General features: G+C 57.8%; 23 protein-coding genes. 3 read left to right on the top strand and 20 right to left on the bottom strand.

Annotated elements, in window-relative coordinates; all coding sequences use genetic code 11:
* Positions 1-797: IS5 family transposase (locus tag AC0GNO_RS21540; protein WP_472904386.1), on the top strand; the 797-nt coding region annotated here is incomplete at its 5' end.
* Between the two features lie 98 nt (positions 798-895).
* On the opposite strand, the gene AC0GNO_RS21545 is transcribed toward AC0GNO_RS21540, so the two are convergent.
* The 16 genes from AC0GNO_RS21545 to AC0GNO_RS21620 all read right to left on the bottom strand — a co-directional run bounded on the left by AC0GNO_RS21545 (position 896) and on the right by AC0GNO_RS21620 (position 18,309).
* Complete coding sequence (locus AC0GNO_RS21545) at positions 896-1,030, bottom strand: hypothetical protein (protein ID WP_472905452.1); 135 nt, start codon at positions 1,028-1,030, stop codon at positions 896-898.
* A gap of 4 nt (positions 1,031-1,034) precedes the next feature.
* Positions 1,035-2,723, bottom strand: coding sequence for a glycosyltransferase family 4 protein (locus AC0GNO_RS21550; protein ID WP_472905453.1), 1,689 nt, complete (start codon positions 2,721-2,723; stop codon positions 1,035-1,037).
* A gap of 80 nt (positions 2,724-2,803) precedes the next feature.
* The gene (locus AC0GNO_RS21555) at positions 2,804-4,144 is read right to left on the bottom strand and encodes a class I SAM-dependent methyltransferase (protein WP_472905454.1); all 1,341 of its coding nucleotides are present in this window, start codon (positions 4,142-4,144) and stop codon (positions 2,804-2,806) included.
* On the bottom strand, positions 4,137-5,360 hold the full coding sequence (locus tag AC0GNO_RS21560) for an ABC transporter ATP-binding protein (protein ID WP_472905455.1): 1,224 nt from the start codon (positions 5,358-5,360) through the stop codon (positions 4,137-4,139). Before AC0GNO_RS21560 ends, AC0GNO_RS21555 begins: the two co-directional genes overlap by 8 nt.
* A gap of 33 nt (positions 5,361-5,393) precedes the next feature.
* Complete coding sequence (locus tag AC0GNO_RS21565; protein WP_472905456.1) at positions 5,394-6,185, bottom strand: ABC transporter permease; 792 nt, start codon at positions 6,183-6,185, stop codon at positions 5,394-5,396.
* Positions 6,185-7,660, bottom strand: coding sequence for a mannose-1-phosphate guanylyltransferase/mannose-6-phosphate isomerase (locus AC0GNO_RS21570; protein ID WP_472905457.1), 1,476 nt, complete (start codon positions 7,658-7,660; stop codon positions 6,185-6,187). Before AC0GNO_RS21570 ends, AC0GNO_RS21565 begins: the two co-directional genes overlap by 1 nt.
* A 5-nt stretch (positions 7,661-7,665) precedes the next feature.
* The gene (rfbC, locus tag AC0GNO_RS21575; RefSeq protein WP_472905458.1) at positions 7,666-8,211 is read right to left on the bottom strand and encodes a dTDP-4-dehydrorhamnose 3,5-epimerase; all 546 of its coding nucleotides are present in this window, start codon (positions 8,209-8,211) and stop codon (positions 7,666-7,668) included.
* Positions 8,212-8,223: 12 nt separating this feature from the next.
* Positions 8,224-9,105 carry a glucose-1-phosphate thymidylyltransferase RfbA gene (gene rfbA, locus AC0GNO_RS21580; RefSeq protein ID WP_472905459.1) on the bottom strand — a complete coding sequence of 294 codons (882 nt, stop codon included), beginning with the start codon at positions 9,103-9,105 and terminating at the stop codon, positions 8,224-8,226.
* Between the two features lie 15 nt (positions 9,106-9,120).
* Positions 9,121-10,008: a dTDP-4-dehydrorhamnose reductase gene (rfbD, locus tag AC0GNO_RS21585; protein ID WP_472905460.1), complete on the bottom strand. Its 888-nt coding sequence runs from the start codon at positions 10,006-10,008 to the stop codon at positions 9,121-9,123.
* Entirely contained in the window at positions 10,005-11,069 is a 1,065-nt protein-coding gene (gene rfbB / locus AC0GNO_RS21590; RefSeq protein WP_472905461.1) for a dTDP-glucose 4,6-dehydratase, read from the bottom strand. The genes rfbD and rfbB overlap by 4 nt, the downstream gene beginning before the upstream one ends.
* Before the next feature lie 78 nt (positions 11,070-11,147).
* Positions 11,148-11,906, bottom strand: coding sequence for a glycosyltransferase (locus AC0GNO_RS21595; RefSeq protein WP_472905462.1), 759 nt, complete (start codon positions 11,904-11,906; stop codon positions 11,148-11,150).
* Positions 11,903-12,922 carry a glycosyltransferase family 2 protein gene (locus tag AC0GNO_RS21600; RefSeq protein WP_472905463.1) on the bottom strand — a complete coding sequence of 340 codons (1,020 nt, stop codon included), beginning with the start codon at positions 12,920-12,922 and terminating at the stop codon, positions 11,903-11,905. The genes AC0GNO_RS21595 and AC0GNO_RS21600 overlap by 4 nt, the downstream gene beginning before the upstream one ends.
* Positions 12,919-13,851 carry a glycosyltransferase gene (locus tag AC0GNO_RS21605; RefSeq protein ID WP_472905464.1) on the bottom strand — a complete coding sequence of 311 codons (933 nt, stop codon included), beginning with the start codon at positions 13,849-13,851 and terminating at the stop codon, positions 12,919-12,921. Before AC0GNO_RS21605 ends, AC0GNO_RS21600 begins: the two co-directional genes overlap by 4 nt.
* Positions 13,851-15,911, bottom strand: a complete 2,061-nt coding sequence (locus AC0GNO_RS21610; RefSeq protein WP_472905465.1) for a glycosyltransferase family 2 protein — start codon at positions 15,909-15,911, stop codon at positions 13,851-13,853. Before AC0GNO_RS21610 ends, AC0GNO_RS21605 begins: the two co-directional genes overlap by 1 nt.
* 77 nt (positions 15,912-15,988) lie before the next feature.
* On the bottom strand, positions 15,989-16,669 hold the full coding sequence (locus AC0GNO_RS21615) for a hypothetical protein (protein ID WP_472905466.1): 681 nt from the start codon (positions 16,667-16,669) through the stop codon (positions 15,989-15,991).
* Entirely contained in the window at positions 16,666-18,309 is a 1,644-nt protein-coding gene (locus tag AC0GNO_RS21620) for a glycosyltransferase family 39 protein (RefSeq protein WP_472905467.1), read from the bottom strand. The genes AC0GNO_RS21615 and AC0GNO_RS21620 overlap by 4 nt, the downstream gene beginning before the upstream one ends.
* 69 nt (positions 18,310-18,378) lie before the next feature.
* Here AC0GNO_RS21620 and AC0GNO_RS21625 point away from each other — a divergent pair, with 69 nt between their 5' ends.
* Both AC0GNO_RS21625 and AC0GNO_RS21630 read left to right on the top strand, forming a co-directional pair.
* Positions 18,379-19,383: a glycosyltransferase family 2 protein gene (locus AC0GNO_RS21625; RefSeq protein ID WP_472905468.1), complete on the top strand. Its 1,005-nt coding sequence runs from the start codon at positions 18,379-18,381 to the stop codon at positions 19,381-19,383.
* Positions 19,384-19,414: 31 nt separating this feature from the next.
* Positions 19,415-20,425: a polysaccharide deacetylase family protein gene (locus AC0GNO_RS21630; RefSeq protein ID WP_472905469.1), complete on the top strand. Its 1,011-nt coding sequence runs from the start codon at positions 19,415-19,417 to the stop codon at positions 20,423-20,425.
* A gap of 18 nt (positions 20,426-20,443) precedes the next feature.
* On the opposite strand, the gene AC0GNO_RS21635 is transcribed toward AC0GNO_RS21630, so the two are convergent.
* The 4 genes from AC0GNO_RS21635 to AC0GNO_RS21650 all read right to left on the bottom strand — a co-directional run bounded on the left by AC0GNO_RS21635 (position 20,444) and on the right by AC0GNO_RS21650 (position 25,053).
* On the bottom strand, positions 20,444-21,487 hold the full coding sequence (locus tag AC0GNO_RS21635; RefSeq protein WP_472905470.1) for an acyltransferase family protein: 1,044 nt from the start codon (positions 21,485-21,487) through the stop codon (positions 20,444-20,446).
* 10 nt (positions 21,488-21,497) lie between these two features.
* Positions 21,498-22,517: a lysylphosphatidylglycerol synthase domain-containing protein gene (locus AC0GNO_RS21640; protein WP_472905471.1), complete on the bottom strand. Its 1,020-nt coding sequence runs from the start codon at positions 22,515-22,517 to the stop codon at positions 21,498-21,500.
* Between the two features lie 99 nt (positions 22,518-22,616).
* The gene (locus tag AC0GNO_RS21645) at positions 22,617-23,933 is read right to left on the bottom strand and encodes a protoporphyrinogen/coproporphyrinogen oxidase (protein ID WP_472905472.1); all 1,317 of its coding nucleotides are present in this window, start codon (positions 23,931-23,933) and stop codon (positions 22,617-22,619) included.
* Between the two features lie 55 nt (positions 23,934-23,988).
* Positions 23,989-25,053, bottom strand: coding sequence for a glycosyltransferase family 4 protein (locus tag AC0GNO_RS21650; protein ID WP_472905473.1), 1,065 nt, complete (start codon positions 25,051-25,053; stop codon positions 23,989-23,991).
* Positions 25,054-25,058: the final 5 nt, after the last annotated feature.

Here is a 25,058-nt window from a genome sequence, read left to right on the forward strand (position 1 = left end):
TGCGCATTCATTTTTTGCAGCAGTGGTTCGGCCTGTCGGACCTGGCCATGGAAGAAGCCCTGTTCGAGACGCCGCTGTACCGTGAATTCGCTGGTCTCTCGGGCAGCGAGCGCATTCCGGATCGCGTGAGCATCCTGCGCTTTCGCCACCTGCTCGAAGAGCACCAACTCAGCCTGCAGATACTGGCCACCGTCAACAGCACGCTGGCCGCCAAAGGGCTGCTGCTCAAGAACGGCACAGCCATCGACGCCACGCTGATCGCAGCACCCAGCTCGACCAAGAACAGCAGCGGCGAGCGTGATCCTGAGATGCACCAAACGAAGAAGGGAAACCAATGGCACTTCGGCATGAAGGCGCACATTGGCGTGGATGCCGATTCGGGACTGGTGCACACGGTGGTGGGCACAGCGGCCAACGTCAACGATGTGACGCAGGCCGGCGCGCTGGTGCATGGTGAAGAGAGCGATGTGTTCGCTGACGCAGGCTACCAGGGTGTGGCCAAGCGCGAGGAGACGCAGGCGATCAATGCCAACTGGCACGTGGCCATGCGCCCGGGCAAACGCAAAGCGTTGGACAAGAGCACGCCCATGGGCGCGATCATGGACAAGCTCGAACATGTGAAGGCCAGCATCCGGGCCAAGGTGGAGCACCCGTTTCGGGTGATCAAGCGCCAGTTCGGGTTTGTGAAGGTGCGCTACCGCGGATTGGTCAAGAACACGGCGCAACTGCACACGCTGTTCGCACTTTCCAACTTGTGGATGGCGCGGCACCGGCTTTTGCAGAAGGCGCAGGGATGAGTGCGCCTGCAACGCGCCCATGGGCCTCGATGAGGCCCCGAAAGGCCGGTAAATCGACCTTTGAACGGTGGAAACTGATCGAAACGGGCACGGCGGTTTCATGTCGCGAGATCCATGCGCTCAACGCCCTTCACCGCTCCGGTTTTGAACATCATCCCTAGCAACAGCAATGCGAAATAGTAGGCAGTTGAATTAACCGACTTTTGGCTGTAGCCCGCTTGTGGATTTTGCATGGGTTCAGGTCTCGGTTTGCCGTGGTGCATTTCGCAGCATCCGACCCGTGCTGAGTCCTATGGCGTCCAGCAATTGCTGGGCCGACTGCTTCCAGTTCAGCCAGGGAAAATGCGCGGATTGGGGATGCCGATTGTCCTGGTAGAGCGCCAGCCATTCCTGTATGGCATCGGCTAGAGCCTGGGGGGACAGACCTTCGAAATAGTGAGCGTGTTCACCGGCCACCTCTTTGAAAACAGGCAAAGACCGGGCTAGTATGGGTAGGCGATGCTGGGCAGCCTCAATCAACGGCAGACCAAAGCCTTCACCCTCACTGGCGGCGATCAGGCAGGTGCTCGCCGCATAGACTTTTTCGAGGTATTCGTCGCTGAGGCCCTCCAGCCACAATAGACGTTTTCCATTTTCGGGGTGTTCGATGATGCGTTGAAGCAGGGAGTCGACCAGCCATCCACGACGCCCTGCAATCACCAGTTTAAGATCCAGACCTTGGTTCCACAGCAGTTCAAAGGCATCCAGGGTTTGGCGGTGTCCCTTGCGCGGTTCGATGGTGCTGACCATCAAAAAACTGTGACTGTTTTGGATCGAGTCCAGTATTTCTTCGGCGGATTCGGGCAGCCCCATGGTAGGCAGGCTGTTTTGAACGTCGGCGCCCAGATGAAAGCTGTGTACGCTGGGGCCTGGCCGAACGCGTTGGGGGGGGTGCTGTTCCAGCCAGGTGGAGACATCCCGCGCCACAGCAGCCGATATGCAGCACAGCCCGCTTGCATGGCGCGTCAAGGAGTCCAGCCAGCCCATATACATGGGCGAAATCTCCGCCGGCCACCATTCCGGGTGTTGAATCGGCAGCATGTCGTAGACGATGAAAAACAGCTCGACGCCTTTGTTGCCCATGTCCCGGTAAATCGCTTCGACCTCGGAAACGATGTGCATGTTCAGGTCCAGTGACAAATAGATGTCGCCCTGGTAGAAATCGACCGGTTCGTCGGATCCGGTGTTCAAAGCATGGCCTGCTTTGGCGGCAAACGCATCGGCGTAGTGGTAGTGCCCTTCGCTGAAGCGGATGGCCCGCACCGTGTGATTCACGGGCGGACAGATCAACAATTCATTGAAGATGGATCGCCCCACGCGTTGAATGCCGGACTTGGCGTCTGTGATCGCGAGCACAGAGACGTCGAGCAGCAACTGCCTCTTTTCAGGGCGCCGGTTGTAGGCCATGGCCTTTGCCGCGTTTCGAATGACCTCGTCGCTGGTCGGATGCCGTCTAAATTCGTCTGCCAGACACTGCATGAGGTCGGTGGCCGCCGCGCCGTGCGCTTTGGCAGCACCGGCTGAGGCATCGTTCAGCCAGCTCAAAATTGCCGGCAGGTCTTCTTCTGATCGCAGCGACAGGGTGGCACAGCTCAGGGCGTATCGATCCAAAGGCTTGAGGATCTGGTGGTTGTCTTCATCGACATGACCCAGCCATATCAGCAGGTCGGGCCGGTTGTTTTCTATGAAGTCGGTATACACACCTCGAGAGACTGTGCGACCACTGGAGGGGTCCTGCGGAGGTACGCAAAACAGCCTGAATTCGCAACCATTCGAATCGGGTGCGAGCACTTCTTTCAGGGCCAGTACATTGCCGCTGTTGCGCTCGTCCAGAATGAAGCGGCATTCGTGGCCGACGGCTTGTTGCAGCAAGCGTTTGGCCAACATGACCGCCGTCGAGCTCCGTCTAAACGGTAAAAGGTCCGTTTGGGCAGCTTGAAGATCAATAAGGATGCGCATCAGGCCGTTCAATCTTGTGATGCATTGATCTTGTTGATCAATTGCAGGTAAATAGTGCGCGCGTGAGGTGACAGTGGCACGCTTTCGAGTTGCGTCTGAGCAGAAACATCATCCCGGCCGGCCCGGCTTGTATCGACCGTTGGTATGACGCGCCGCCCGGTCAATTTGCGCACGAGGGCTGTCAACCGCTCCTGCGGACCATGTGTTCTCAGCAGTCTGAGCTGCAGGCTGGCCCAACGCAAAGGTCGGGTCAGTTGCCAGGATCGGCTTGCGTGGAGGGATTGTAAGGCCTGTTCCATGTGCATGGCACGGTCTTGCGCGTGAGCCGCCAGTTCAATTGCGTGTTCAACCTTGGCTTCAAGTTCGCCGTGCGCAGCAATCCATGACCGCAACGTCGCATTCGCTTCAATTGCGTGTTCAACCTTGGCTTCAAGTTCGCCGTGCGCAGCAATCCATGACCGCAACGTCGCATTCGCTTCAATTGCGTGCTCAACCTTGGCTTCAAGTTCGAGATGCGCCGACCGCAACATCGCATTCGCTTCAATTGCGTGTTCAACCTTGGCTTCAAGTTCGAGGTGCGTCGCAACCCATGACCGCACCATCGCATTCGCTTGGTCGTGGCGCTCGCAAAGTTCGTTCAGCGTCAAGCCGATCTCTTTGGCAAAGGCCTGATCGGACCGTTCCAGGATGTCTGCCGGTCCACGCTTTTGCGCCACCACGGCGTAGTCAGGGCTGGCGCCTTCCAAGACGTCTATCAAGCTTGGATCGGTATCTTGTTCAAGGCGGGCAGATTGTTGGAGTCGCAGAATCTTGCTTCGTTGGAAGCCGTAATACTCTGGCAGGAAGGAAAGCAGGAGCGGTGGGATGGGGCGCTGGTGGGTGGGGTCCAGATAGAAATCACGGGTGGCAACCGCGATGTTCTCAGGATTGGGTGTTTCCATGATCAGCAACCCACCCGGCTTCAACACCCTCAGCGACTCCGAGACGATGACCTGCAGCTGATCGAACGGAATGTGTTCAACCATGTGGAATGCCGAGATGACGGCCTGACTCTCGTTCGGCAGAGCAGCCAGATAGGCCACAGCATCGCCTTTGACGGCAGGTAAGTGCAATGCCCGACAAGCTTCAAGCATCCCTTCGTCCAGATCGATCCCCAGTGGCTCAATGCCCTCCTCCTGAAGCACTTCGAGCCATTCCCCGCGACCGCAGCCGAGATCCAGACCTCGTGCATCGGAATAGATCTGTTTCAGAGGTGAAATGAAGGCCCGATAAACATCTAGGCGCGAACGGATCAATGACCTTGACCCCCGAAATTTCTCTTCGAATGCGCGGTAAAACAGATCAGTCATGGCTGGATTGCAGTTGGGGAGGAAGCCAGGCACAGCCAACAAAGCTGCTCTTGTCGAGGTTCACCACGTTGAACACCAGGGCCAGGTCTTTCCATTCGTAGTTTTTCGCAATGTGTGTATCGCCGGTGTGCAACGAAGTGGCGATCGAGTAGGTGCCCGGCCCCAGCGAGGCATCGAAACGGAACACATAGGTCGCCAGGTGACCGGCGCGGACGTCATGGATCACGTTGCTCAGGTGATAGGTGTTGGTGCCAAAGATCGGTTGCCCCAGGCGGTCTTTGATCATGTAGCCCAGCACCAGCTCGGGCAGATGGTCCCGGGCTTCGACCACGATCTTCAGCTGGACTGGCTGCCCCACATTCACCATCTCAATGGGCTCATCAGCGTCGTTCAACAGCGCGATGCTGTGCACGATGGCTTCGCCCGTGCCAGAGACGGTTTGCACCTTTCCGCTGTCCGATACTTCCTGCCGCACCGTCTGGTTTTCCCTCTCGGCCAGCATCGCGTTGTAGTAGTCCATCACCGTTTCGGGTTCACCTTCCATGGCCAGCCGGCCGGCGTTGAGCAGGATGGCCCGGTCACAGATGGACTGGATGGCGCCCTTGTCGTGGCTGACGATCAGCAGCGTGGTGCCTTGTTCGCGGAACGCCTTGATGCGTGCAAAGCTTTTGTGCACGAAGTACGCGTCACCCACCGACAGCGCTTCGTCCACGATCAGGATGTCGGGTCGGTGCGCGGTGGCAACGCTGAAGGCCAGTCGCATCTGCATGCCGCTGCTGTAGACCCGCACGGGTTGGTCGATGTATTCGCCAATCTCGGCAAAGGCTTCGATCTCGGGCATGAGGCGCGCAATCTCTTCGACCGAGTAACCGAGCAACTGGCCCGCCATGTAGGCGTTTTGTCGCCCGGTGAAGTCCGGGTGGAAACCCATACCAAGTTCCAGCATGGCGGCCACCCTCCCGGTCAACTGAACGCTACCGGTGGTGGGTTGCGTGGTACCCGTGATCATTTTCAGCAGCGTACTTTTACCGGCACCGTTCATTCCAATGATGCCGACAGCTTCACCGGGCTGGACAGTAAAGCTAATCTCCTGCAGGATCCACTTGAGCGTGTGTCTTTTCGGGTTGAACGGCACCAGCCACTCTACCAGCCGTGCCCATCGGGACGGATACTGTTTATAGGCTTTGCCCAGTTGGGAAACGGAAATGGTGCCCATGGCGCTTAGGTGGGAGTAAGAGGGCCAAGTGGCTCAGAGTTCATCGACCATTTCGCCGGACCGGCGACGGAACAGGTAGAGACCGTAGGCGCACAGCAGTACCGACAGCACCACCACAGGCCAGAGGCTGGTCCAGTTGGGCCAGCGCCCGTACACCAGGACGTCCTGGTAGCCAGCGATCATGCGCGCCATGGGGTTGAATCGGATGATTGGCTGCACACTGGCCGGCAGAATGGACGCCGGATACACAATGGGCGTGAACCAGAACCAGAAGGTCAGGAAGATGCTGAAGAACTGCCCGACATCCCGGAAGAACACATTGAGCATGCCCAGCGTGATGCCCAGACCGATAGCAAAAGCTACCTGCAGCATGATCAGCGGAAACAGGGCGACGACGGCAACGCCGGGGAACTGCCCGATCAACACCAGAAACACCAGAAACAGTGCAAACACGATGGCAAAGTTGAGCAGGGCGTTGCTGACCACCACCACCGGCAGGCACAGGCGCGGAAAACTCAGCTTCTTGAGCAGGTTCGCGTTGTCCACGAACATCGTGGTAGACCGGTTGGCGATCTCTGCAAACAGCCCCCAGGTCAGGATGCCCGCGCACAGGTAGATGCTGAAGCCATGCATGCTTTCTACCCCCGGCAACCGGGCCTTCATGATCTCCGAAAAAATGACCGTGTAGACCACAATCATCGACAGCGGGTTGATGATGTTCCAGGCAGCGCCCAGCAGCGAGTTTCTATACTTGACCTGAAACTCCCGCTTGACGCTGCCCAGAATAAACCCGCGGTAGGCCCAGAGGGCACGTATCACGTTCATCAGTTTCGCCCGTAGATGTCGGCCAGGCGGACGATGTCATCCTCTCCGAGATAGTCACCGCACTGGACTTCGATCAAGACGAGTTCTTCGTCGCCGGTGTTGCTCAGACGGTGTTTTTCGTTCAGCGCTATGTGGCGGTATTCGCCCGGTCCCGTGGGATGTAGCGTCTCACCGATCTGGACGTCGCCGTGGCCGCGCACCACCACCCAGTGTTCCGCTCGCTTGTGGTGGTACTGAAGGCTCAGGCTTTGCCCAGGCTTGACCGTGATGCGCTTGACCTTGTAGCCGACCTCTTCCTTGAGCATGGCGTAGGTTCCCCAGGGGCGTTGCACCGCAGCGGGCAGCAGCGTGGTCTGGTGCGGCGGGCTGTCGACATGCCGCTCCTTGAGCGCATCCACCACCCGTTTGACGTTTTGCGCCTGTTCCTTGCTGGTGATCAGCAGCGCGTCGGGCGTGTCCACGATCACCAGATCTTTGACGCCCACCGTGGCCACGACCTTGTGACCGTGGCTGTCGATGTGCACATGGGTGTCGGTGGTGTCGATTGCAACCCAATCGGCGTCGTCTGCTGTGCCCAGGGTGTTGCCGCTGGCATCTGCGCTGTGGGCCCGTGCGACTGAGGGCCAGGTGCCCACGTCGCTCCAGCCAAATCGGGCGGGCACCATGGTGACGTTGCCGGCGCGTTCCATCACGGCATAGTCGATGCTGATGTCGGGTTGCAGGCCGAAGCTGTGGACTTCAAAACGCGTAACACTTTCCGGACTGGCCGGTCCCATGGCCGGGTGCTGCTGGGTGCTGGCGTGGGCCATGGCCTCGCGAGCTGCGTGCAGCACGTCGGGCGAGTGTTCGGCGAAGGCGCTGAGCAGGGTGCCGACCGTGAAACAGAACATGCCGCTGTTCCAGTAGTAGCGGCCTGTGGCCAGATACTCCTGGGCGGTTTCCAGATCGGGCTTTTCCACAAACTTGAGCACCGGCTGGGCCTGGCGCCCGACCTTGGCAACTTCGATGTAGCCAAACCCGGTTTCTGGGCCGGTGGGGTGGATGCCAAACACCACCAGGTGGCCTTGCAGGGCTTGGCGCGCGGCTTCCAGTGCATTGGCCACAAATGTTTCGGTGTCTGGGATCAGATGGTCAGCGGGCAGCACCAGCATCACTGCATCGTCCCCTTGGGCGGCCTGGCAGGCCAGGGCGGCCAGGGCGATGGCGGGCGCCGTGTTGCGTCCCTTGGGTTCCAGCAGGTAACGCACCCGGGGCGGGTCATTCATTTCGGCCAGCAGGCCTTGAGTGAGGAACAGGTGCTCCTGGTTGGTGACGATGTACACGTCATCGGTACCGCAAGCCTGGCCGCGCGTGATAGCCTGCTCCAGCAGAGCGCTGCCACCCAGTTTCATGAAGGGTTTGGGATAAGCTTGTCGAGATGCTGGCCAAAGCCGGGTTCCAGCACCACCCGACAGAATAACGGAGACTATTTTCATACGCTTCAATCGAACAGATCTGCGGTCTGGAGATTCTTGGCCGCTTGATCTTTGGTCGAAAGAACCGGTGTGATATCCGTTGTCCAGTCAATCGCGATATCGGGGTCGTTCCACAGGATGCTGCGTTCATGCGCAGGCGCATAGTAGTCCGTGGTCTTGTACAGGAACTCTGCGGTATCGCTCAGCACAACGAATCCATGAGCAAAACCTTCCGGCACCCACAACTGGTGTTTGTTCTCAGCGCTCAGCAAGGCGCCCACCCATTTCCCGAACGTGGGTGACGAGCGCCGAATATCCACTGCGACATCGAACACAGCTCCCTCGACTACCCTGACCAGCTTGCCTTGGGGTTGCTGGACCTGATAGTGAAGACCGCGCAGCACGCCTTTGACCGACTTTGAGTGGTTGTCTTGCACAAACTTGACGGGGTGTCCAATAGCCTCCTCAAACTTGGAGAGGTTGAAGCTCTCAAAGAAGAAGCCGCGGTCATCGCCGAACACCTTGGGTTCGAAAAGGATGACGTCAGGGATGGCTTGAGGTGTGGCTTTCATGGGGGAGTCCTGTCAAACGAGGGCTTCTTTGAGAATCTGCTGCAGATACTGGCCGTAGCCGTTTTTGGCCAACGGTTTGGCCAATGCTCCAAGTTGTTCAGCGTTGATCCAGTGATGACGGTATGCAATTTCTTCCGGACAGGCCACTTTGAGGCCTTGGCGCTTCTCCAGGGTGGCGATGAACTGGCCTGCTTCCAGAAGGCTGTCGTGTGTGCCGGTGTCCAGCCAGGCATAGCCGCGGCCCATCACCTCGACACGCAGCTGGTTCTGTTCCAGGTACAAGCGGTTCAGGTCGGTGATCTCCAGTTCGCCACGTGGTGAAGGCTGGAGGTCTTTGGCCAGTTGCACCACCTGATTGTCGTAAAAGTACAGGCCAGTGACCGCAAAATTGCTTTTCGGTTGGCTCGGCTTTTCTTCAAGACTGAGCACCTTGCCATGCTCGTTGAATTCGGCAACACCATAGCGTTCCGGGTCGTGCACGTGGTAGGCAAACACGGTGGCACCTTCTTCGCGTTGAGTGGCATTGCGAAGCAGCTCGGCGAAGTCGTGTCCGTGAAAGATGTTGTCGCCGAGAACCAGCGACGATGTGTCGCTTCCGATGAACTTCTCGCCAATGATGAAAGCCTGTGCAAGCCCGTCGGGGCTGGGCTGTACGGCGTACTGGATGTTCAACCCCCACTGGCTGCCATCTCCCAGCAGATCCTGGAAGCGGGGGGTGTCCATGGGGGTGGAGATCACCAGAATGTCCCGGATGCCCGCGAGCATCAGCGTGCTCAGCGGGTAGTAGATCATTGGCTTGTCGTACACCGGCATCAGCTGCTTGCTCACGGCTTGCGTGACGGGGTAGAGACGGGTGCCGGAACCTCCGGCGAGAATGATGCCTTTGCGTGCCATCTTGGGGCTTTCTGGTCAGAGGATTTGCTGGAGGACATGACTCACACCCTGTTGCCAGTGAGGCAGGTGCAGATCAAAAGCGGCGCGCAGGCGCTGCGTATCCAGGCGGGAATTTTGGGGGCGTTTTGCGGGAGTGGGGTAAGCCGAGGCCGGAATGGGAAGCACACGATCAGGGTGCGCCCGCAGCACCTTGCCCCTGCCAAGTGCCTCCCCAATGACAAACTGGGCGTACTGGTGCCAACTGGTTTCACCGTCTGCCGCCAGATGATAGGTGCCAAAAGGGAAAGCCTGACCATCTTCGTGCTGGTGTTGCCGCAGGATATGGGCGGTGACATCGGCAATCAGGGCCGCCGAGGTGGGCGCACCAAACTGGTCAGCTACCACCTTGAGTTCATCGCGGTCTCCTGCCAGCCGAAGCATGGTTTTTGCAAAGTTGCCTCCATGCGCGCCGACCACCCAACTGGTGCGCAAGATGACATGCTGAGCGTTGGCTGCTGCGAGCGCCAGTTCGCCGTCCAGCTTGGTCTGGCCATAGACCGATTGCGGGTTGGTAGAGTCCGATTCCACGTAGTAGCCGGCTTTGTTGCCTTCGTAGACGTAGTCTGTCGAGTAATGAATAACGAAGGCACCCAGCTTGGCGGCCTCTTCACCCAGTATTCCCGGCGCAATGGCGTTGACCGCGCGGGCTGTTTGGGCGTCGCTTTCTGCCCGGTCAACGGCGGTGTAGGCGGCCGGGTTGACGATGACTTGCGGCTGGACGGATTGCACCAGGCGACGCACAGCATCAGCGTCCGCGAGATCGCAGTCGGTGGTTCCCACGGCGACAACGGTTCCCAGCGGTGCCAAGGCGCGCTGGAGTTCGAAGCCCAACTGCCCGTTCTTCCCGGTCAGCAGGATGTTCATGCTTTGTTACCGTACTGCTGGTCCATCCATTGCCGATATTCGCCGCTTTGTACTTGTTGCACCCAAGGCTGGTTGTCCAGGTACCAGCGAACGGTCTTGCGGATGCCTGTTTCGAAGGTTTCCGCAGGCCTCCAGCCCAGCTCACGGTGGATCTTGCTGGCGTCGATGGCGTAGCGACGATCATGTCCCGGCCGGTCGGTGACATAGGTGATCTGATCGGCATAGGCCTTGCCATCCCTACGGGGTGACATTTCGTTGAGGAGGGCGCACACGGTGTTCACGATCTCGATGTTGGGCTTTTCGTTCCAGCCCCCCACGTTGTAGGTTTCTCCAGGAACACCCGCTTCCAGCACGCGGCGAATGGCACTGCAGTGGTCCTTGACGAACAGCCAGTCGCGCACCTGCATGCCATCGCCATAAACGGGCAAGGGCTTGCCAGCCAACGCGTTGACGATCATCAGCGGGATGAGCTTTTCCGGAAAGTGATACGGCCCGTAGTTGTTGGAACAGTTGGTGGTCAGTACCGGCAGCCCGTAGGTATGGTGGTAGGCGCGAACCAGGTGGTCACTCGAGGCTTTGCTGGCTGAGTAGGGACTGTTGGGGGCGAAAGGCGTTGTTTCGGTGAACGGTGCATCAGCCGGGCCGAGCGTGCCGTACACCTCGTCGGTTGAGACGTGCAGGAAGCGAAAGGCGGCTTTGGCCTCTGTGTCCAGGCTACCCCAGTAGGTGCGCACCGACTCCAGCAAATGGAAGGTACCGACCACATTGGTCTGGATGAAATCCTCGGGGCCGTGGATGGATCGGTCAACGTGGCTTTCGGCCGCGAAGTTCACGACCGCGCGCGGCTTGTGTTCTGCAAGCAAGCGCTGCAGGAGGGCGCGATCCCCAATGTCACCATGAACGAAGATGTGGTTCGGCTTGCCCTTCAGGCTGGCCAGGCTTTGCATGTTGCCGGCATACGTGAGCTTGTCGAGATTGATGACTGGCTCATCCGACTGGGTAAACCAGTCAAGGACGAAATTGGCTCCAATGAAGCCTGCGGCTCCGGTCACGAGAATCATCAGGAACTCCTGTAGGGTTGTGCGACGAGGACTTGCACCGAAGATCAACGGGCGGGCGGCAATGCCAAGCACATACCTTCAGCTTGCGGAGGCGGTGGTGGTGTCAGGCAATCTGCCCAGGTGCTTGCGGAAGTAGCGGGCCATGCTTCTGACATGCCAGGACATGTACAAAGGATGGCGTCTGCTGGTTCGCTGCGCGGCGTGGACCACGGCGATCTGCGGCGATACCATCACTTTCCAGCCTGCATTCCAAAGGCGAGCACAGATATCGACGTCTTCGTAGTAAAGATGGAATTTATCATCGAATCCTCCCACATCCCGAAATGCGGAGGCTCTAAACAACAGGAACATGCCGGCAGCCCAATCAACGGGCACAGGCTCGGCCGAAGCAGAAGGACGAATGTTGTACCGGCCATCGCGTCCACCGATGGCTTTCCGTAGCAGAGATGCGAGCGTCGGGAAGTGGCGAGCGCTGTCTTCAGTAGCCCCCTTCGGGCTCACCACCATGGGTGCAACTACCCCCACGAGGGGGTCTTTCATGGCGGCAAGAAGAGCGGGAAACGGATCGTGGGGAAGGCGGATGTCCGGGTTGGCGACGCAAAAAAATGTTTCGGTGCTGCGACGAAAGGCTTGGTTGTGATTGGCACCAAATCCCAGAGGCTGAGAGTTGGTCGCGATATCCACTGCCACTTGGTGAACGTTCCATGGCGCGGGTTCCTGCACATTGCTGGTCAGAAGAATCCTGTTGGGTCGAGTGGCGTGATAGGCAAGGTCGTTCAGCAACAAATTGGCCAGCGGGGCTTGGGCATGACTGACAACTGAGAGGCACAGGCTCATAGCGTGCGCAGGAGCCGGAACAAGGCTCGCTGGAGTGGAGGAAACGGGATGCCCAATCCACAGGCCATCCAGACGCTGAGGCGCTGCATCGACGTCAGGCGAGCTGCGAAATACCGCAAAAAAGTGCGAGCCTGCAGGGCGTTGGCTTGAAAGGCTTGACTGTGTTCGTTGTTGAACAGCCGGATGCTGACGATAGCGAGCACACGCAACACGTGATAGGTGTTCCGCGGCAGTGCCGCCAGCCCTGGTTTCATCCTGTAGCGGTTGCGCTCTGTCCATTCTTTGGCACCGATGGTGTTGCTGTCATGTTGTCGGTAGTTCACCAACGGTTGTTTTACGTAGCGACGGCGGCCAAACGCGCTGGCTACCAGTGAAATCCACCAGTCGTGCATGATCGAATCGGCGGGCACAGGCGAACTGATCACGACGAGCGATCTGTTGAGCAATGCGGTACAGCCTGTGACTGTGTTGCTGATCAGTTGTGCAGCCAAGCTGTCGCGGTCCGCCCGGAGCCCCTGGTAAGTGGCCATGGAGGGTGCAATCTCTCTGCCGTCATGATCAACAACGCGCAGATCTCCGTGTACTAGGCACGGTATGTCCGGTGTGCCGTTTTCGAGTTGGAGCATTTCGTCAAGCAACACAGCCAGCTTCTCAGGGTGCCATGTGTCGTCTTGATCTGCCAACGCGAAATAGGTGTTTGTGTCGGGCGTTTCCTCATGTGCCGGAAGTTTGAGCCCTTCCTCCATCAGACGGGAGAAACTTCCTCTTGCCCCCAGATTGCCCAGAGTATCGTGGACCAGTTGAATTCGCCCTGGATACCGAGCGGCATATTCCGCCAAAATGGCAGCGGAGTTGTCTTGGGATGCGTCATCACGACAAAGGATGAGCGTGTTCTGGAAGCTCTGCGTGAGGATGGAGTCCAGTTGGGCACGCAAGAAACGTGAGCCGTTGTAGACAGGCAGTAAAACAACCATTTTCTGCACAACATGTACGACGTGGGCGTGAGAGCTTGTCATGAAAGATGTCTCGCATCTCGCACGGCACGTCGTAGATTGGTCCAGATGCTGTGCCTGTCACCCGATGTGATCAACAGGTAAGTGGACTTGAGTACGAAGCGAACGATGTCTTTTGTGCGCCAGATCCAGGGGGTGTAAGGCTGCTTGTGCAGATGAATGCGGTTGCGTGAGGAGTAGTAGTAGCGCAAGGCGCTGTGTTGCACGATGACACCTCGGCGAACCAGGACGTTGTCGCTGTCCTCTCCAATGCGGTGATGCAATGTGGCGAGTTCCGTGCCAAACAGCTGGTACCCGAGGGCCTTCGCTCTGAAGCACCACTCCAGATCGACGTTGTCGATGAAATAGTCGCTGCGCATGAGGCCAATCCTTGGAAGCAGACCCACAGCCAGCAAACATCCGGATGTGATCAGAAAAGCGGTGTCAATCAACCGAGACTGTGGTTCGGCAACGGTTTCACTACGTTCGATCAGACTTCGAAAAGTGCGGAAGGGCATCCGTCTTTTTGATCGTGGCTCGATCAGTCGCGGACCTATGGCTGCCACAGTTCCTCGTGCAATTTGTTGTCCCAAATTCCAGGAGGTCAGCATGCCTGGAACGAAGTTGTCATCAATGCTGCTGTCCTGATCGAACAGCAAAGCCAACTCGTAACCTGCAGTTTCAATTCGCGTCAGCGCCTCGTTGAGAGCCGAGGCTTGTCCTAAGTTTTCAGGCAGGCAAATCACCTCGCGACAACGGTTGAAGCCCAAAGCCTTGGTCTTGAAGTGATCGATGTTGTTCGAGTGGTTGTCGATCAGGATGAAGTCACATCCGCTTTGGTCGAGCTGATTCAGCAGATCCAAGAGGACGGTCGTCTCAGGGTGGTAGCTCACCACGACAGCACACACGGCGTTCAGTGACGTGGCAGGCGAGTGATGGAGTTCGGAAGTCATCAGACTCGCCAGTTCAAAGAAAAATCACCGTCAAGCGACAGATTCGGGTTGTAGGCGGGGTCCTTTGGCTTGGGACCCCACTTCTGAATCCAGGTTGTACGTCTTGCACTCAAAGGAGGCAGTGACGTGAATAGATTGGTTCTTCCAGCAAAGCGCAAATCGTTGAAACGAAGCTCGACTTCTGGAGTCCATACATTGGCGAGTCCGCGGTCTCGAAACTCCAGACACAGGTCGACAAAATCCAGAGGATCACCAAAGAGCGAAGTCAGAGGGAGTGCTGTATTGATCAATTCTCTACGCACGACAAGTAGCGCGGGCGACAGGGCAGAAAATGATTGAGACAGAGCACCTCGGCCAGCGTAGCCGGTGTGATCAATGTGCAGCCCCTTGTGTGCATGGACGGCTCGGAAGTTGTCGGTGAATAGTATGCCGCCATGGTCCACGAGCTTGATCTGGTCTGCGGCGTCTACCACCATGGGTGCAACGAAACCTACTCGCGGTTGTGCAGCGAATCTGGCGAGTTCATCCAGCCAGCCATCGGTTGCTTCTGAGAAGGGCATGGTCAAGACGGCCAGGATCGGATCATCAGACAGTGGCAATGCGGTGGCGACACGAGCCAGCGCAGACCCACCGGGCGGCGCAGAAACGACTTGTATGGTGGGTGCGATCGATTGTGGGTCCGTTTGTATGTCGGCTGCGGTGACTGCTTGTGATGTCACCCAGATGAAGCTTGTGTCGCGGACTCCTGCCCGGGTGCCAAGCATGGTGATCAACTCGCGCACTTGGTGGACAGGGTAGTCAAATGCCAAGACCACGGTGGCGCGCTGCATGTTGGAGGCCAGCGTGTACCGGATTCGGTGAAAATTTGGCAGCAGGCGACAAGGCAGAACCTCTGCCGCGACCCCGGTTCTTTCCAGGTGATCCACCAGTGCTTTGTAGCTTGCCGTGGTGGTATAGGTCTTTTCAGACTGACTCAGTGCTGTGCTGCCTTGAATGGCTCGCCAGTGATAAAGCACTTTAGGGATGTGAACCACCTGATCGAGGCGCAGCCTCTCCAAGGCGCGCAAGGCCACGTCATAGTCTTGGGACCCTTCAACACCGCGACGAAATCCGCCAATCGCAGTGAGCAGGCTGCGTCGGTACACACCCAGATGGCTCACCATGTTGTGACCCATGAACAGGTCGTAGTTGAAGTCGGGCTTGAAATAGGCGCCCAGTGACCGCGTTCCGGATTCGACGATCCGGTCTTCATCCGAAAAAATGATGCCCACATCGGGATGTTCGGCGACACACTTGACCACCTCGGCCAGCGCTTCTTCAGGGAGCAGGTCATCCTGATCCAGAAGAACCACGAACTCGCCAGTGGCCAAGTCGAGCGCGGAGTTTGTGCATTCCGAAATATGGCCGTTGGCCTTTCTGAAAATGACGTGCACGTTGGCGTGTTGAGATTCCAGTGTGTGCAAATACGCTGTTAATTGCTCATCGTTCGATGCATCGTCGGCAATGCAGAGTTCCCAGTTGGCATAGCGTTGCCTGAGGACAGAGGCGACCGCTTCCTGCAGCAGGTGCAAAGGGGGGCGATACACCGGGAGCACCACCGACATCAAGGGGGTGGGGTCTGTTGGGATAGTCGCTGCCGGTTTCGTTTGGGTGAAGCGATGTTTCCAGGCTGTGTAATCGTTGCGATCATGGTTGCCTGACCCTGGGCCAGGGTTGTGTTCATAAGTGGCAACGCGTCCAAAGTAGCCCCATCCGTACGATTGGATGTCTCTCCACCATTCACAGAGATGACCAAACCAGCCGCCATGACGCGCAATGCGGCCAGGCAGTCCACCCCATCCATGCCGAAGCCTCAATATGAACATGACGGGCGCGCGAACAGCCAATGACATGCGCCATATCGTCGAGTTCTGTATGGCTTCGAGCTCGGATCTGGTCTGCTTGAGTTCCTCAAGAGCCGAGGAGAGTTGGGCCTGCAGTCGGACCACTTCCACGTCGCCCGGGTCGCTGGCATGCGGGTGTTCGAACCCAGGTTCACGCATCGGGTCAGGGTGATTCATGTAGGAGGCAGTGTCATGGGTTCAACCCGGTGCAGATCAAGAGGAGGCCCGAAGACGCCGTAACTTCGGGGTGGGAGTTATTTTCTGGAAGCCGGAAGCGCAACCATGGTTCGACTTGCCAGCAGGATCGCAGTCATTAACAACGATGCAAAGACAATCAGGACATACGAGTTGATCTGGTACAGCTCAGGGTCCTTGCGAATCGAAGCGATGTAGACCAACGTCAAGTCACTGGGTCGCCCATTGATGACCGCCCTCGGCGGACCGGCAGTAGTGCTGCCGACAGTGGTCACGGATTTCCCGCGGGGGCTGTCAATGCCCTGTATGTCCACCCACGAATCTTGCTGAAATATTTCTCTAAATGAGATGCTGTGAAAACACACCAGCTCCATTTCGTTGTCTTCGATGTTCCTGGCCTCTATGACGCGCTCCTCGGAGGCTGAAGCTGTGGATGCCACGATCCGCAAACGCCCGGTGTTTTTCCTGTTTGCGTAGTTGGCGAATTGGATATCCAGGCAAACCGGGTTGTGAAATTCGGTGGGCAGAAGATCTGTATGCTCAACGCGAATGCTTTGGCGCAGACTGAATTCCGGCGTGATCTCACCAGTGACACGCATGTCTTTCCATGCAATACCTTCGTTGAGCACATGTTTATTTTTGTACCGCTCAATCGTTGGGTAATACATGAACAGCAGCATCAGCACACTGAACAGTGCAAGCTTTCCAAACTGGCGGGCGGTGGCGGTCTGTTGCGTCATATCTTTACCGATTCAAAGAACGGTATGACGTGCTGGAGATAGGTGTAAATTTCGGCGAACATGAGACCCAATACGATCCAGAGGGCGATCTTGATCGGGAAACGCAGATCCACTAGCGCCGTGGCAAGGGCCGCCAAAAGCATGGGGATGTAGGGAAAAAAGTACCTTCCCTGGGCGCCCCGCATCTCGCCGACCAGCATGTATGCCTTGTGGGCCTGCAGGATGAAAATCATGCCGAACAAGGCGAAAACCAGAATCAGGTGGTGAGGCAGTCGTTTGGATGGGTTCGTTTCGAGCAGCACGGCCACGAGAGAGAACGGAATGATCAATAGGGGTGCCAGTGCAATACCATTCACGACCAGGCCATTGAAAATGCCTGGTTCGGCATGCACGGTTTGCATGGCATAAACGTACAGGAAAACGCCGGACGATATCGATATGACCAAGAGCGCCATGCCGATGGGTTTTCGCGCAACCATGCTGTGCACCCATCCCTGCAATGATTGAGGTATTTCTGGGGGCCGCACCTGCGAGGTGAATCTTCCGGCCTGCTTGGCCGCAAAACCCACGGTGAGCAACACCAGCAACGCCAACACGAACAAGAAATAGAAGAAAGGCTCGTTGTTGATGTGGGTAAGCCGTGTTCCTTGGCACAAGTGCACCAGACTCGGTGTCTGGCAATAGCCCGAAAAACCAAACAGTGCATAGAAATGCACAAGCATAAAATAAAAGAAAGGCTGGCTTTCCAGGAACTGTAACATGGTGGCTCCCGGCATGACCGGCTGAATGGCAGCCGAAATTCCAATGTAAAAAGGGTCGCCGAAGTGCATCAGGTTTCGTCCCATCCACCACAATGGGGCAAGTAGCGACACAACCGTGATACCGATGGTGTGGCTTAACCAGCCCTTGATGGGCTGACGCAATTCAAGCACCATGACAGCCACAAAGCCGGCAATTATGATCCATGCCGTCATCTTTGTTGCACCCGCCAATGTCAGCCAGATAGCGCACAGGTAGGCGTCCCGTAATCTATTCTCCAATACAAAACGGACGAGATAGCGTGTGGCGACTGCACACACCAAAAGCAAAAAGACGTCGTTGGTAATCCCCGCTGAGAGGCTGTTCAGCGTAGGAATGAACGCAAGGGACGTGGACACCAACAGACTGCGTCCTGGATCCAGTCCCACATCCATCAGAATGCGGAATACCACCAAGACTGTCAGTCCCAACGAAAGAGCGGAAACCAGCCTCGTAATCCTGATCAGAAACCACCTGTCGTCAGTCACCTTGCTGGCGAGGGCATACGGAATTGCCGCAAGGGTGTAATATAGGGGAGGATGTTGCACTATGTAATTGATACGAGGGTGCAGAATCACCTTATCCGCAGGGTCCATCCAGAGGTCATTTAATATTGTCGCATTGCCCAGCAGTGGAAAAAACGAGCCGTTCGCGATATCTTTGATGTAAGCGTAGTGCCCGGATTCGTCAGGGATGTCGGCTGGTGGAATGACAAAGAAGGCGAGGTAGGCCGACTTCAACGTCACGATGAGCACGATCAGCCACGACCAACGCCACGCCGGGTGGGATTGCACCTCATTCTTGTGTGTGTGCAACGGCGGCGGGGCTGTGTTCGTGGGCATCATTCAATTGTATACTGTTGGGTTTACCCAACATCGCCGCGCGCTGCTGCCGAGCCGCTCATTGCATCGATGCCAAAGATCTCCATCGTCGTTCCCGTCTACAACTGCGAGCCCTTCCTGGAGCAGTGTCTTTTGTCTGTTCAGGCGCAGGTGCTTTCTGACTTCGAGGTGCTGCTGGTTAACGATGGCTCTACGGATGGAGGGGGCACCATTTGTGATCGCTTCGCCCTGCTGGATCCTCGTTTCCGGGTGTTTCACAAGGCCAACGGTGGTGTGTCGTCCGCTCGAAACCAGGCGCTCGACGCCGCACAGGGCGAGTGTGTTGTGTTCATCGATGCCGACGACTATGTGGAGCCGGATTTTCTGACCAAACTGGTCGAGCCGATGGCCTCGCATGACGTGGCCGTCTGTGCCTATGACCGGGTGCGGCCGGATGGCACCCAGCCGTTTGTGCTGGGAGACTCTGGTGAGTTGAGCATGAAAGCACTGTACGAACATACCCTGTGCACTCAGATGGTGGGGGGCGGGTGCTGCAACAAAGCGTTCCGCATGGCCCTGATTCGGAATTTCCGTCTGCGCTTTGATGGGCGGATCGCGGTGGGAGAGGACATGTTGTTTCTCGTTCAGTACTACAGGCACTGTCGATCGGCATGGCTGGTGGGCGATGTGCTGTACCACTACCGCTTCAACCAGGTGTCGGCAACTGAGTCGAGTTTTGCCCAGAAACGTGTCGATCAGCGGACCGCCAGCATCTTGCTTGCTGTTGAAAGCATGGCAGCCCATACCGATCCAGATGTGGGGTATCAGCTCAACTTTGTTCAATTTCGCAAGGCGCGATCGAGCTTGCGACTTTTTTTCCAGATGGTGCTCTCCCGAACCAACGACCCAGCCATTTTTTCTTCCTTGGAGCGCATCACGCGTGACAGCCTGATGTCGTTCCTCGGTTCAAATCACGCGCGCCCCCTTGAGAAGGTTGTTGCCTTGAGCATGGCGTTTTCCACACGCTTTTCTTTTGCGTTTGCGGTGAGGCTGTCGGGTGCCTTGGCCGGTCGTCTGGCAGCCTACCGAACTTAAGCAACTTTTCACGCATCTCTCACAGGTTGTCATGTCCTTCGTCAATGAAAAGCTCCTGCGCTCGGCCTCACGCGGCATGCGCATGATCATGCGGCACATTCCATTGGAGGTATCTCGCGCAGTCTCTGCACGGACACTGCCTATTTTTATTTTTCATGCGGTCGAAACACACCCCAAGCCGTACATCAAGCATCTCTACGACTACCACACTCCCGAAAGTTTTGAGCGGGTGCTGGACGAAATTCTTCGCCACTTCAAGCCACTGGAAGACCTGTCGCCCGAAGGAATTGCACGGGCTGGCGCTGATCGGTTTCTTGTCACGTTTGATGATGGCCTGCGTTCCTCCTACGAAGTGGCTTCGCCCATTCTGGAGCGCAAGGGAATTCCTGCCATTCACTTTTTGATCACCGATTTCCTCGGTGCGGGGGCGTCTTCTTCCATGGTGGAGGAGAAGTTCAAAGCCAGTCTCTTGATGGAGCTATTGAAATCCCGTTCCGAACGTGATCAGACCGACGTTGCCGCCATCCTGGCACGAATGGGTTACGCATCCGCCCATCCTGGACAAGCACTGATGTCAGTTCGTCAGGCTGATGGCGCTGTTTTTGACGCTGTTGCAGCGAGGCTGTCCGTGGATCTCGATGCTTACTTCCGCGCCGATCGACCGTACATCACGCACCAGGAAGCCACCGATCTGGTGCGTAGGGGGTTCATGCTGGGTGCACACAGCTGTGACCATCCTCGGTATTGGGAAATCACCCTGGATGAGCAGGTGTCGCAGACGCGTCGCAGTATGCGCCATATGTCCGAATCCTTTGACCTGCCTTACCGCTATTTCGCTTTTCCCTATAAAAATCGCGGCATCACCCCCGCCTTCTATGAACGTGTCCGCGGCGAGGTTGACTTGTTTTTCACCACCAGCGGCTGGGGCAGTCGCATGAACGACGACCAGGTGTTTCACCGGGTTGGGCTGGATAGCTCAGACAGTGCGTTGACGGCACTTCAGTGTGGCTGGCGGCCTTTTCCACTCAGTCTGGTCCAGTAGAAGTTCCGGTGAGCCCGCTTATCCTGCGGAGTGCCGTTTCCCCAACGTCCAGGGGAGCGAGCGCTCAATGAGCCAAATCGATGGCCACATGATCAGAGCAGAGATGACAAGCACGAGCACTCCCCACCCCAACTCCTGTTCCATGGTGTCCAGGCTCACACCCGTTCCCAGGCTGAATATCACCTTCACACCTTTGATCACCAGCATGTGCAGTACCAGAATGCCCATGCTGTGTTGTCCCAGCATCGCCATCCAGGGGATGCGGTTCCCGACCCGCCAGCTCAGTAGCACCGACAGTCCAATACCCACCAAGGCAAAAGCCAGAAACATGATGGGATGGTTGACGGTGGGTCCTGCCAGACCTACAGCACCGTTCATCGGTGAAAGAAGGGACAGCGGCAGCAGTATTGCTAGCAACCAGTATTGCTGAGTTGGACGCAGTCTCTCCAGCCAACCGTAACGGCGCATGTCAAGCCCCAGTTGCATGAAAACAGCTGCGCACAAGGCTGAAGCCGCACTCATGGGCAGCTTCAGTCGATCTTCAATCCATGCGCCAAGAGCAAAAGCCGCCATCAGTAAGGCGTAGCGCAGAAGCGGAGGGTGCTCACGCTGGTTCAGTGCGTACACCAGTCCTGAGGCCAAAAAAAGTGCTGGCAGGAACCAGAGAGGACTGTTGACGAGCAGTCCGTCACCGACTGTGCCGTAAAACGCACCCAGCAATGGCCACCAAAGGCCATATCCAAACTGTGCGACCTGCTTGCCAGCCAGTGCGGCTGCGGCAAACCCCAGGACGTAGAAAAGGTAGCCCAGCAAGGCATAGAGGATGTACGGGACCAAGATGCTGCTGACGCGGTTGCGCAAGAAGCGGCTCAGCGGCTGTGAGCCGGGTTTGAGAGTCAGGCCGGAGGCAAAGAAAAACAGTGGGACATGGAAGGAGAATATCCACATGTACGCGGTGGACACGTCGCTCAGCGACCAGACATGACCGACCACGATCAAGAGCATGCCCCAACCTTTGAGGACATCGATCCAGGTTTCGCGTGCTGCCATTTGTGGGTTCATCTGGCGGTTTTCAGGTGCGGTGCGAGGTCACGCGTTCGGCAGCGCCATTGCTTGCAAAAAGTTTCAAGCCCATTCCCACCAGGAAGGCCAATCCATCGCCCAGCACGGTGGCCAGACGCATGGTGACGCTCAGCCCGATGGCGGTGCCGGTACCCACCACCGAGCCCAGCAAGGCCACCACCAGGGCTTCTCGAACCCCTAGGCCGCCCGGTGCACCCGGGAGCAGGTAGCCGGCGATCCACGCCGAGGTGAACATCAGGGTGAAGGTCAGGATGTCCCCCTCTGAAATACCAAACAGGTAGGTGGCCTGGATTTTGAGCATCAGCCCGAAGACGAAAAAGCAGAAAATGAACCCCACCGCAACCAGAACTGCGGTGTGAAAGCGCGGCAGCGCCACCCGTTGACCACTGCCTAGCTTGCGCGACAGCTTGGGCAGGAATCGGTTGAGCAGCCAGACCGCCACCCATGGACTCATGGCCACGGCAACACCCATGGCTGCCATGACGGGGGCGTTGGGCATGGGTACTTCAAGCACCGCCGTCGTGTCCAGGAACAGGATCAGTCCCGCGCCCCCCATGCTCAGACCAGTGGCAACCAGCCAGAGGGTGGAGATGAGCATGGTGGTGATCGACACGCCCACCGGGACGCCAGCGGCGCTGGCCAGCGTGATTTGTCCTACGAGGTGTCCCACATTGCCCGGCAGGTATTTCGCCACCTGGGCCATACCGACAATGCGGAATGCGGTGGCTGCAGGCAGGCGTACGCCCTGATCACGCAGCAAGGCCATCCACATTAGCCCACCACAGACCAAGTTCACGAACATGCAAAAAACCGTGGCCGTCATGGCGAGCCAAGCCGATGCGCCCCACTGAATGGGCGGAATACTGTCGAAGTGTTTGCTGGCTGCTGCGACGAAGTAGAACGCTGTGATCGACAGGATGATCACAGCAGCCCACTTGGCGAGCCGCTGCATGGTAGGAGAGCGGGTCATGTTTTCGGGTCTGTGCTGTCGGTACACGTCGTGGTGCACCGGCTTTCGTGATCACACAAAAGCAGCCCATGCAAACGGCCGCGGGGCTGGCGAAGGCATGGGCACAGGAGATAGAGAGGTTTCAGGCCTCTCCGCGCATCATTCGGCTCGGCTGTTGATCAGATCGGCGACGCGCTTGCCGGCCAGGATGCTGTGGTCCATGTTGTAGTACTGCCAGTCACCGAAGCGGCCGGTGGGATGGATGTCGAGGCTGACCAGGTACTCATGAATGGTCTTGACGTTCTTTTCGTAGTCCAGGTCGTAGATCACGTAGGCCGGGTCCACGGTCAGCACGTCTGCTGCCAGCACTTCGTCGTTCGGGCGCATGATCTTGGCCTTGATGAGGCCGTCGATCGTGGCCTGGATCAAGGCTTCGCGACCCTGCACGCGCAGCGGGCGGTGCTTGGAGTAGGAAATCTCGCAGCACACGGAACTGGTGCCCGGTGGGCAGGTCTTCTCGGAGGCGTTGCGCGGGAAGCTGATGCGGTGGAAGATGAAATCTTCGGCTTCGTGGAAGTACAGCCAGTGGTAGGGGCTGATGTCTGGCCGGTTGATGCCGATGTTCACGCACTCGATCTGGTTGAACTGCAGCCCGTTGATGGCGTCCAGCACGTTTTGCGGAATGCCGTCGATGAACTTGGGCAGGTGCGTCAGCGGCAGCGTGTAGACCAGGTTTTCGTAGCCCACCACCTTGCCGGACTCGAACGACACCTGTCGGGTGACGGGGTCGATCCGGGTGACGGTTTCGTTCAGGTGGATGTTCTGCACGCCTTTGGCCAGCGCCACGGGCAGGGATTCGATCGCACCCTCGATGGGGTACCAGAACTCCTGGTTGAAGCCCGATTCGTCATCTTCGTCCTGCAGTGCCCCGCGCAGCACGGCTTCGAAGTCGGGCTCGGGTACGCGACGGTCGATCCAGTCGAAGTTCATGTGCTTGGGATCGATGGTCCAGATGCGCTCGGCGTAGGGAATCATCAGCTGCTCGGCGATGCCTTTGCCAAAGCGCCAGTACATCCACTCGCGGTAGTTCTGCGGTTTCGGACGGTCCGGGTCTCGCAGCACATCCACCAGCCCGCTGAGGCACTCGATGACGTCCTTGGCCGGCAGGCCATGCAGGTGGGCCTGGTAAGGGAACTGCGTGTAAAGGTCGTACTTGCCGTGGTAAATGAAGGCCTTGCGCTTCTTGATCTCGAGATTACCCTTGAGCAAGGTGTGGATCAGCTCGTGCGCATAGGGATTGACCGTGTACAGGATGTGGGGCGCGTAGTCGAATAAGAAGCCGTTGACCTCTTCCGAGCGGCACAGTCCACCCACCTCGTGGAGTTTTTCGTAGACCGCGTAGTCGCTCTTGAGGTGGTAGCCGGTGCTCAGGCCGGTCAGGCCGCCGCCGAGGATGAGGTTCTTGGTGTGTTGCATATGGGTGTCGGAAAGCTGAGGTAACCGACAATTTTAACCGGGTGCCTGTCCCCGCTCAGGTGCGGGTTTTGCCCGTGACTTCGTCAAACATCGCCTGCAGGGCTTCCCCGGTCTTCTGGATCGCGCAGTGGTCCTTGAACGCCTGGTAGCCGTTGTCGGCGATGCGCTGGCACAGGGCCGGGTCGTTCTTGAGCGTGCGCACGGCGTCGGCCAGTGCCTGTGGGCTGGCGGCGTCGACCAGGTACACGCTCTCACCGTGCCGGAGCAGTTCCTGCACCGGTGCGTTGCGCTGGGTGATCAGCGGCTTGGCCATGCCGATGCCTTCGATGACCTTGTTGGTCATCACCAGGGAGGCGCGCGTGTTCTCGCCGAAGATGCCCAGGCAGACGTCGGCGTTGGACATCAGCACGGCCAGCTGGTCGTAGGGCACGGAGTCGATCAGGCGGACATTCTTGAGGTCCAGTTCCTTCGCGAGCTTCATGTCTTCTTCGTAAGTGATGCCCTTGCCCACGATCTGGAACTGCACGCCTTCGTTCTCCAGCATCTTGGCAGCACGCAGGATGTGGCGCACGCCGTGGAACGGGGTGTATTCGCCATGGAAGTGCACCAGGAAGTCGCTGCTCTTCTCGGCTGGCGGGCGTGGGTAGATGGCCTTGTCGTCCACCGCCAGGAAGAGGCGGCGCAGCTTGCGGCCGTCCACCTTGAAGGTGCGCTTGAAGTGTTCGATGACGTGCTGGCTGTCCAGAATGGAGATGTTGGCCGCCTTGTACGACAGCCAGTCGCTCAGACCGTACACCCAGGCCATGAAGCTGCCTTCCTTGGCCTTGGCGCGGTCGAACACCATGGTGTCGTAGGTGGTGATGTACATGTCGAACACGATCGGCTTCCACGTCAGCAGGCGGATCACCGGGGTGATCAGCTGGCCGTAGAAGCCGGTCAGCACCACATCGCAGCGGGGTGCGGCCAGCAGGGTCTGCCACAGCAGCCGGGGGTAGTTCTTGAACGAACGGTCCGGCGGCAGGACGGTGACCACCTCGTGCCCCATGTCGGTCAGGGCGCGCAGGATGATGCGCGTGCGCGAATAGCTGGCCTCACGGCCAGCAACGTAAAGAATTTTCATGAAAG

The sequence above is a fragment of the Hydrogenophaga sp. L310 genome, assembly GCF_055703065.1.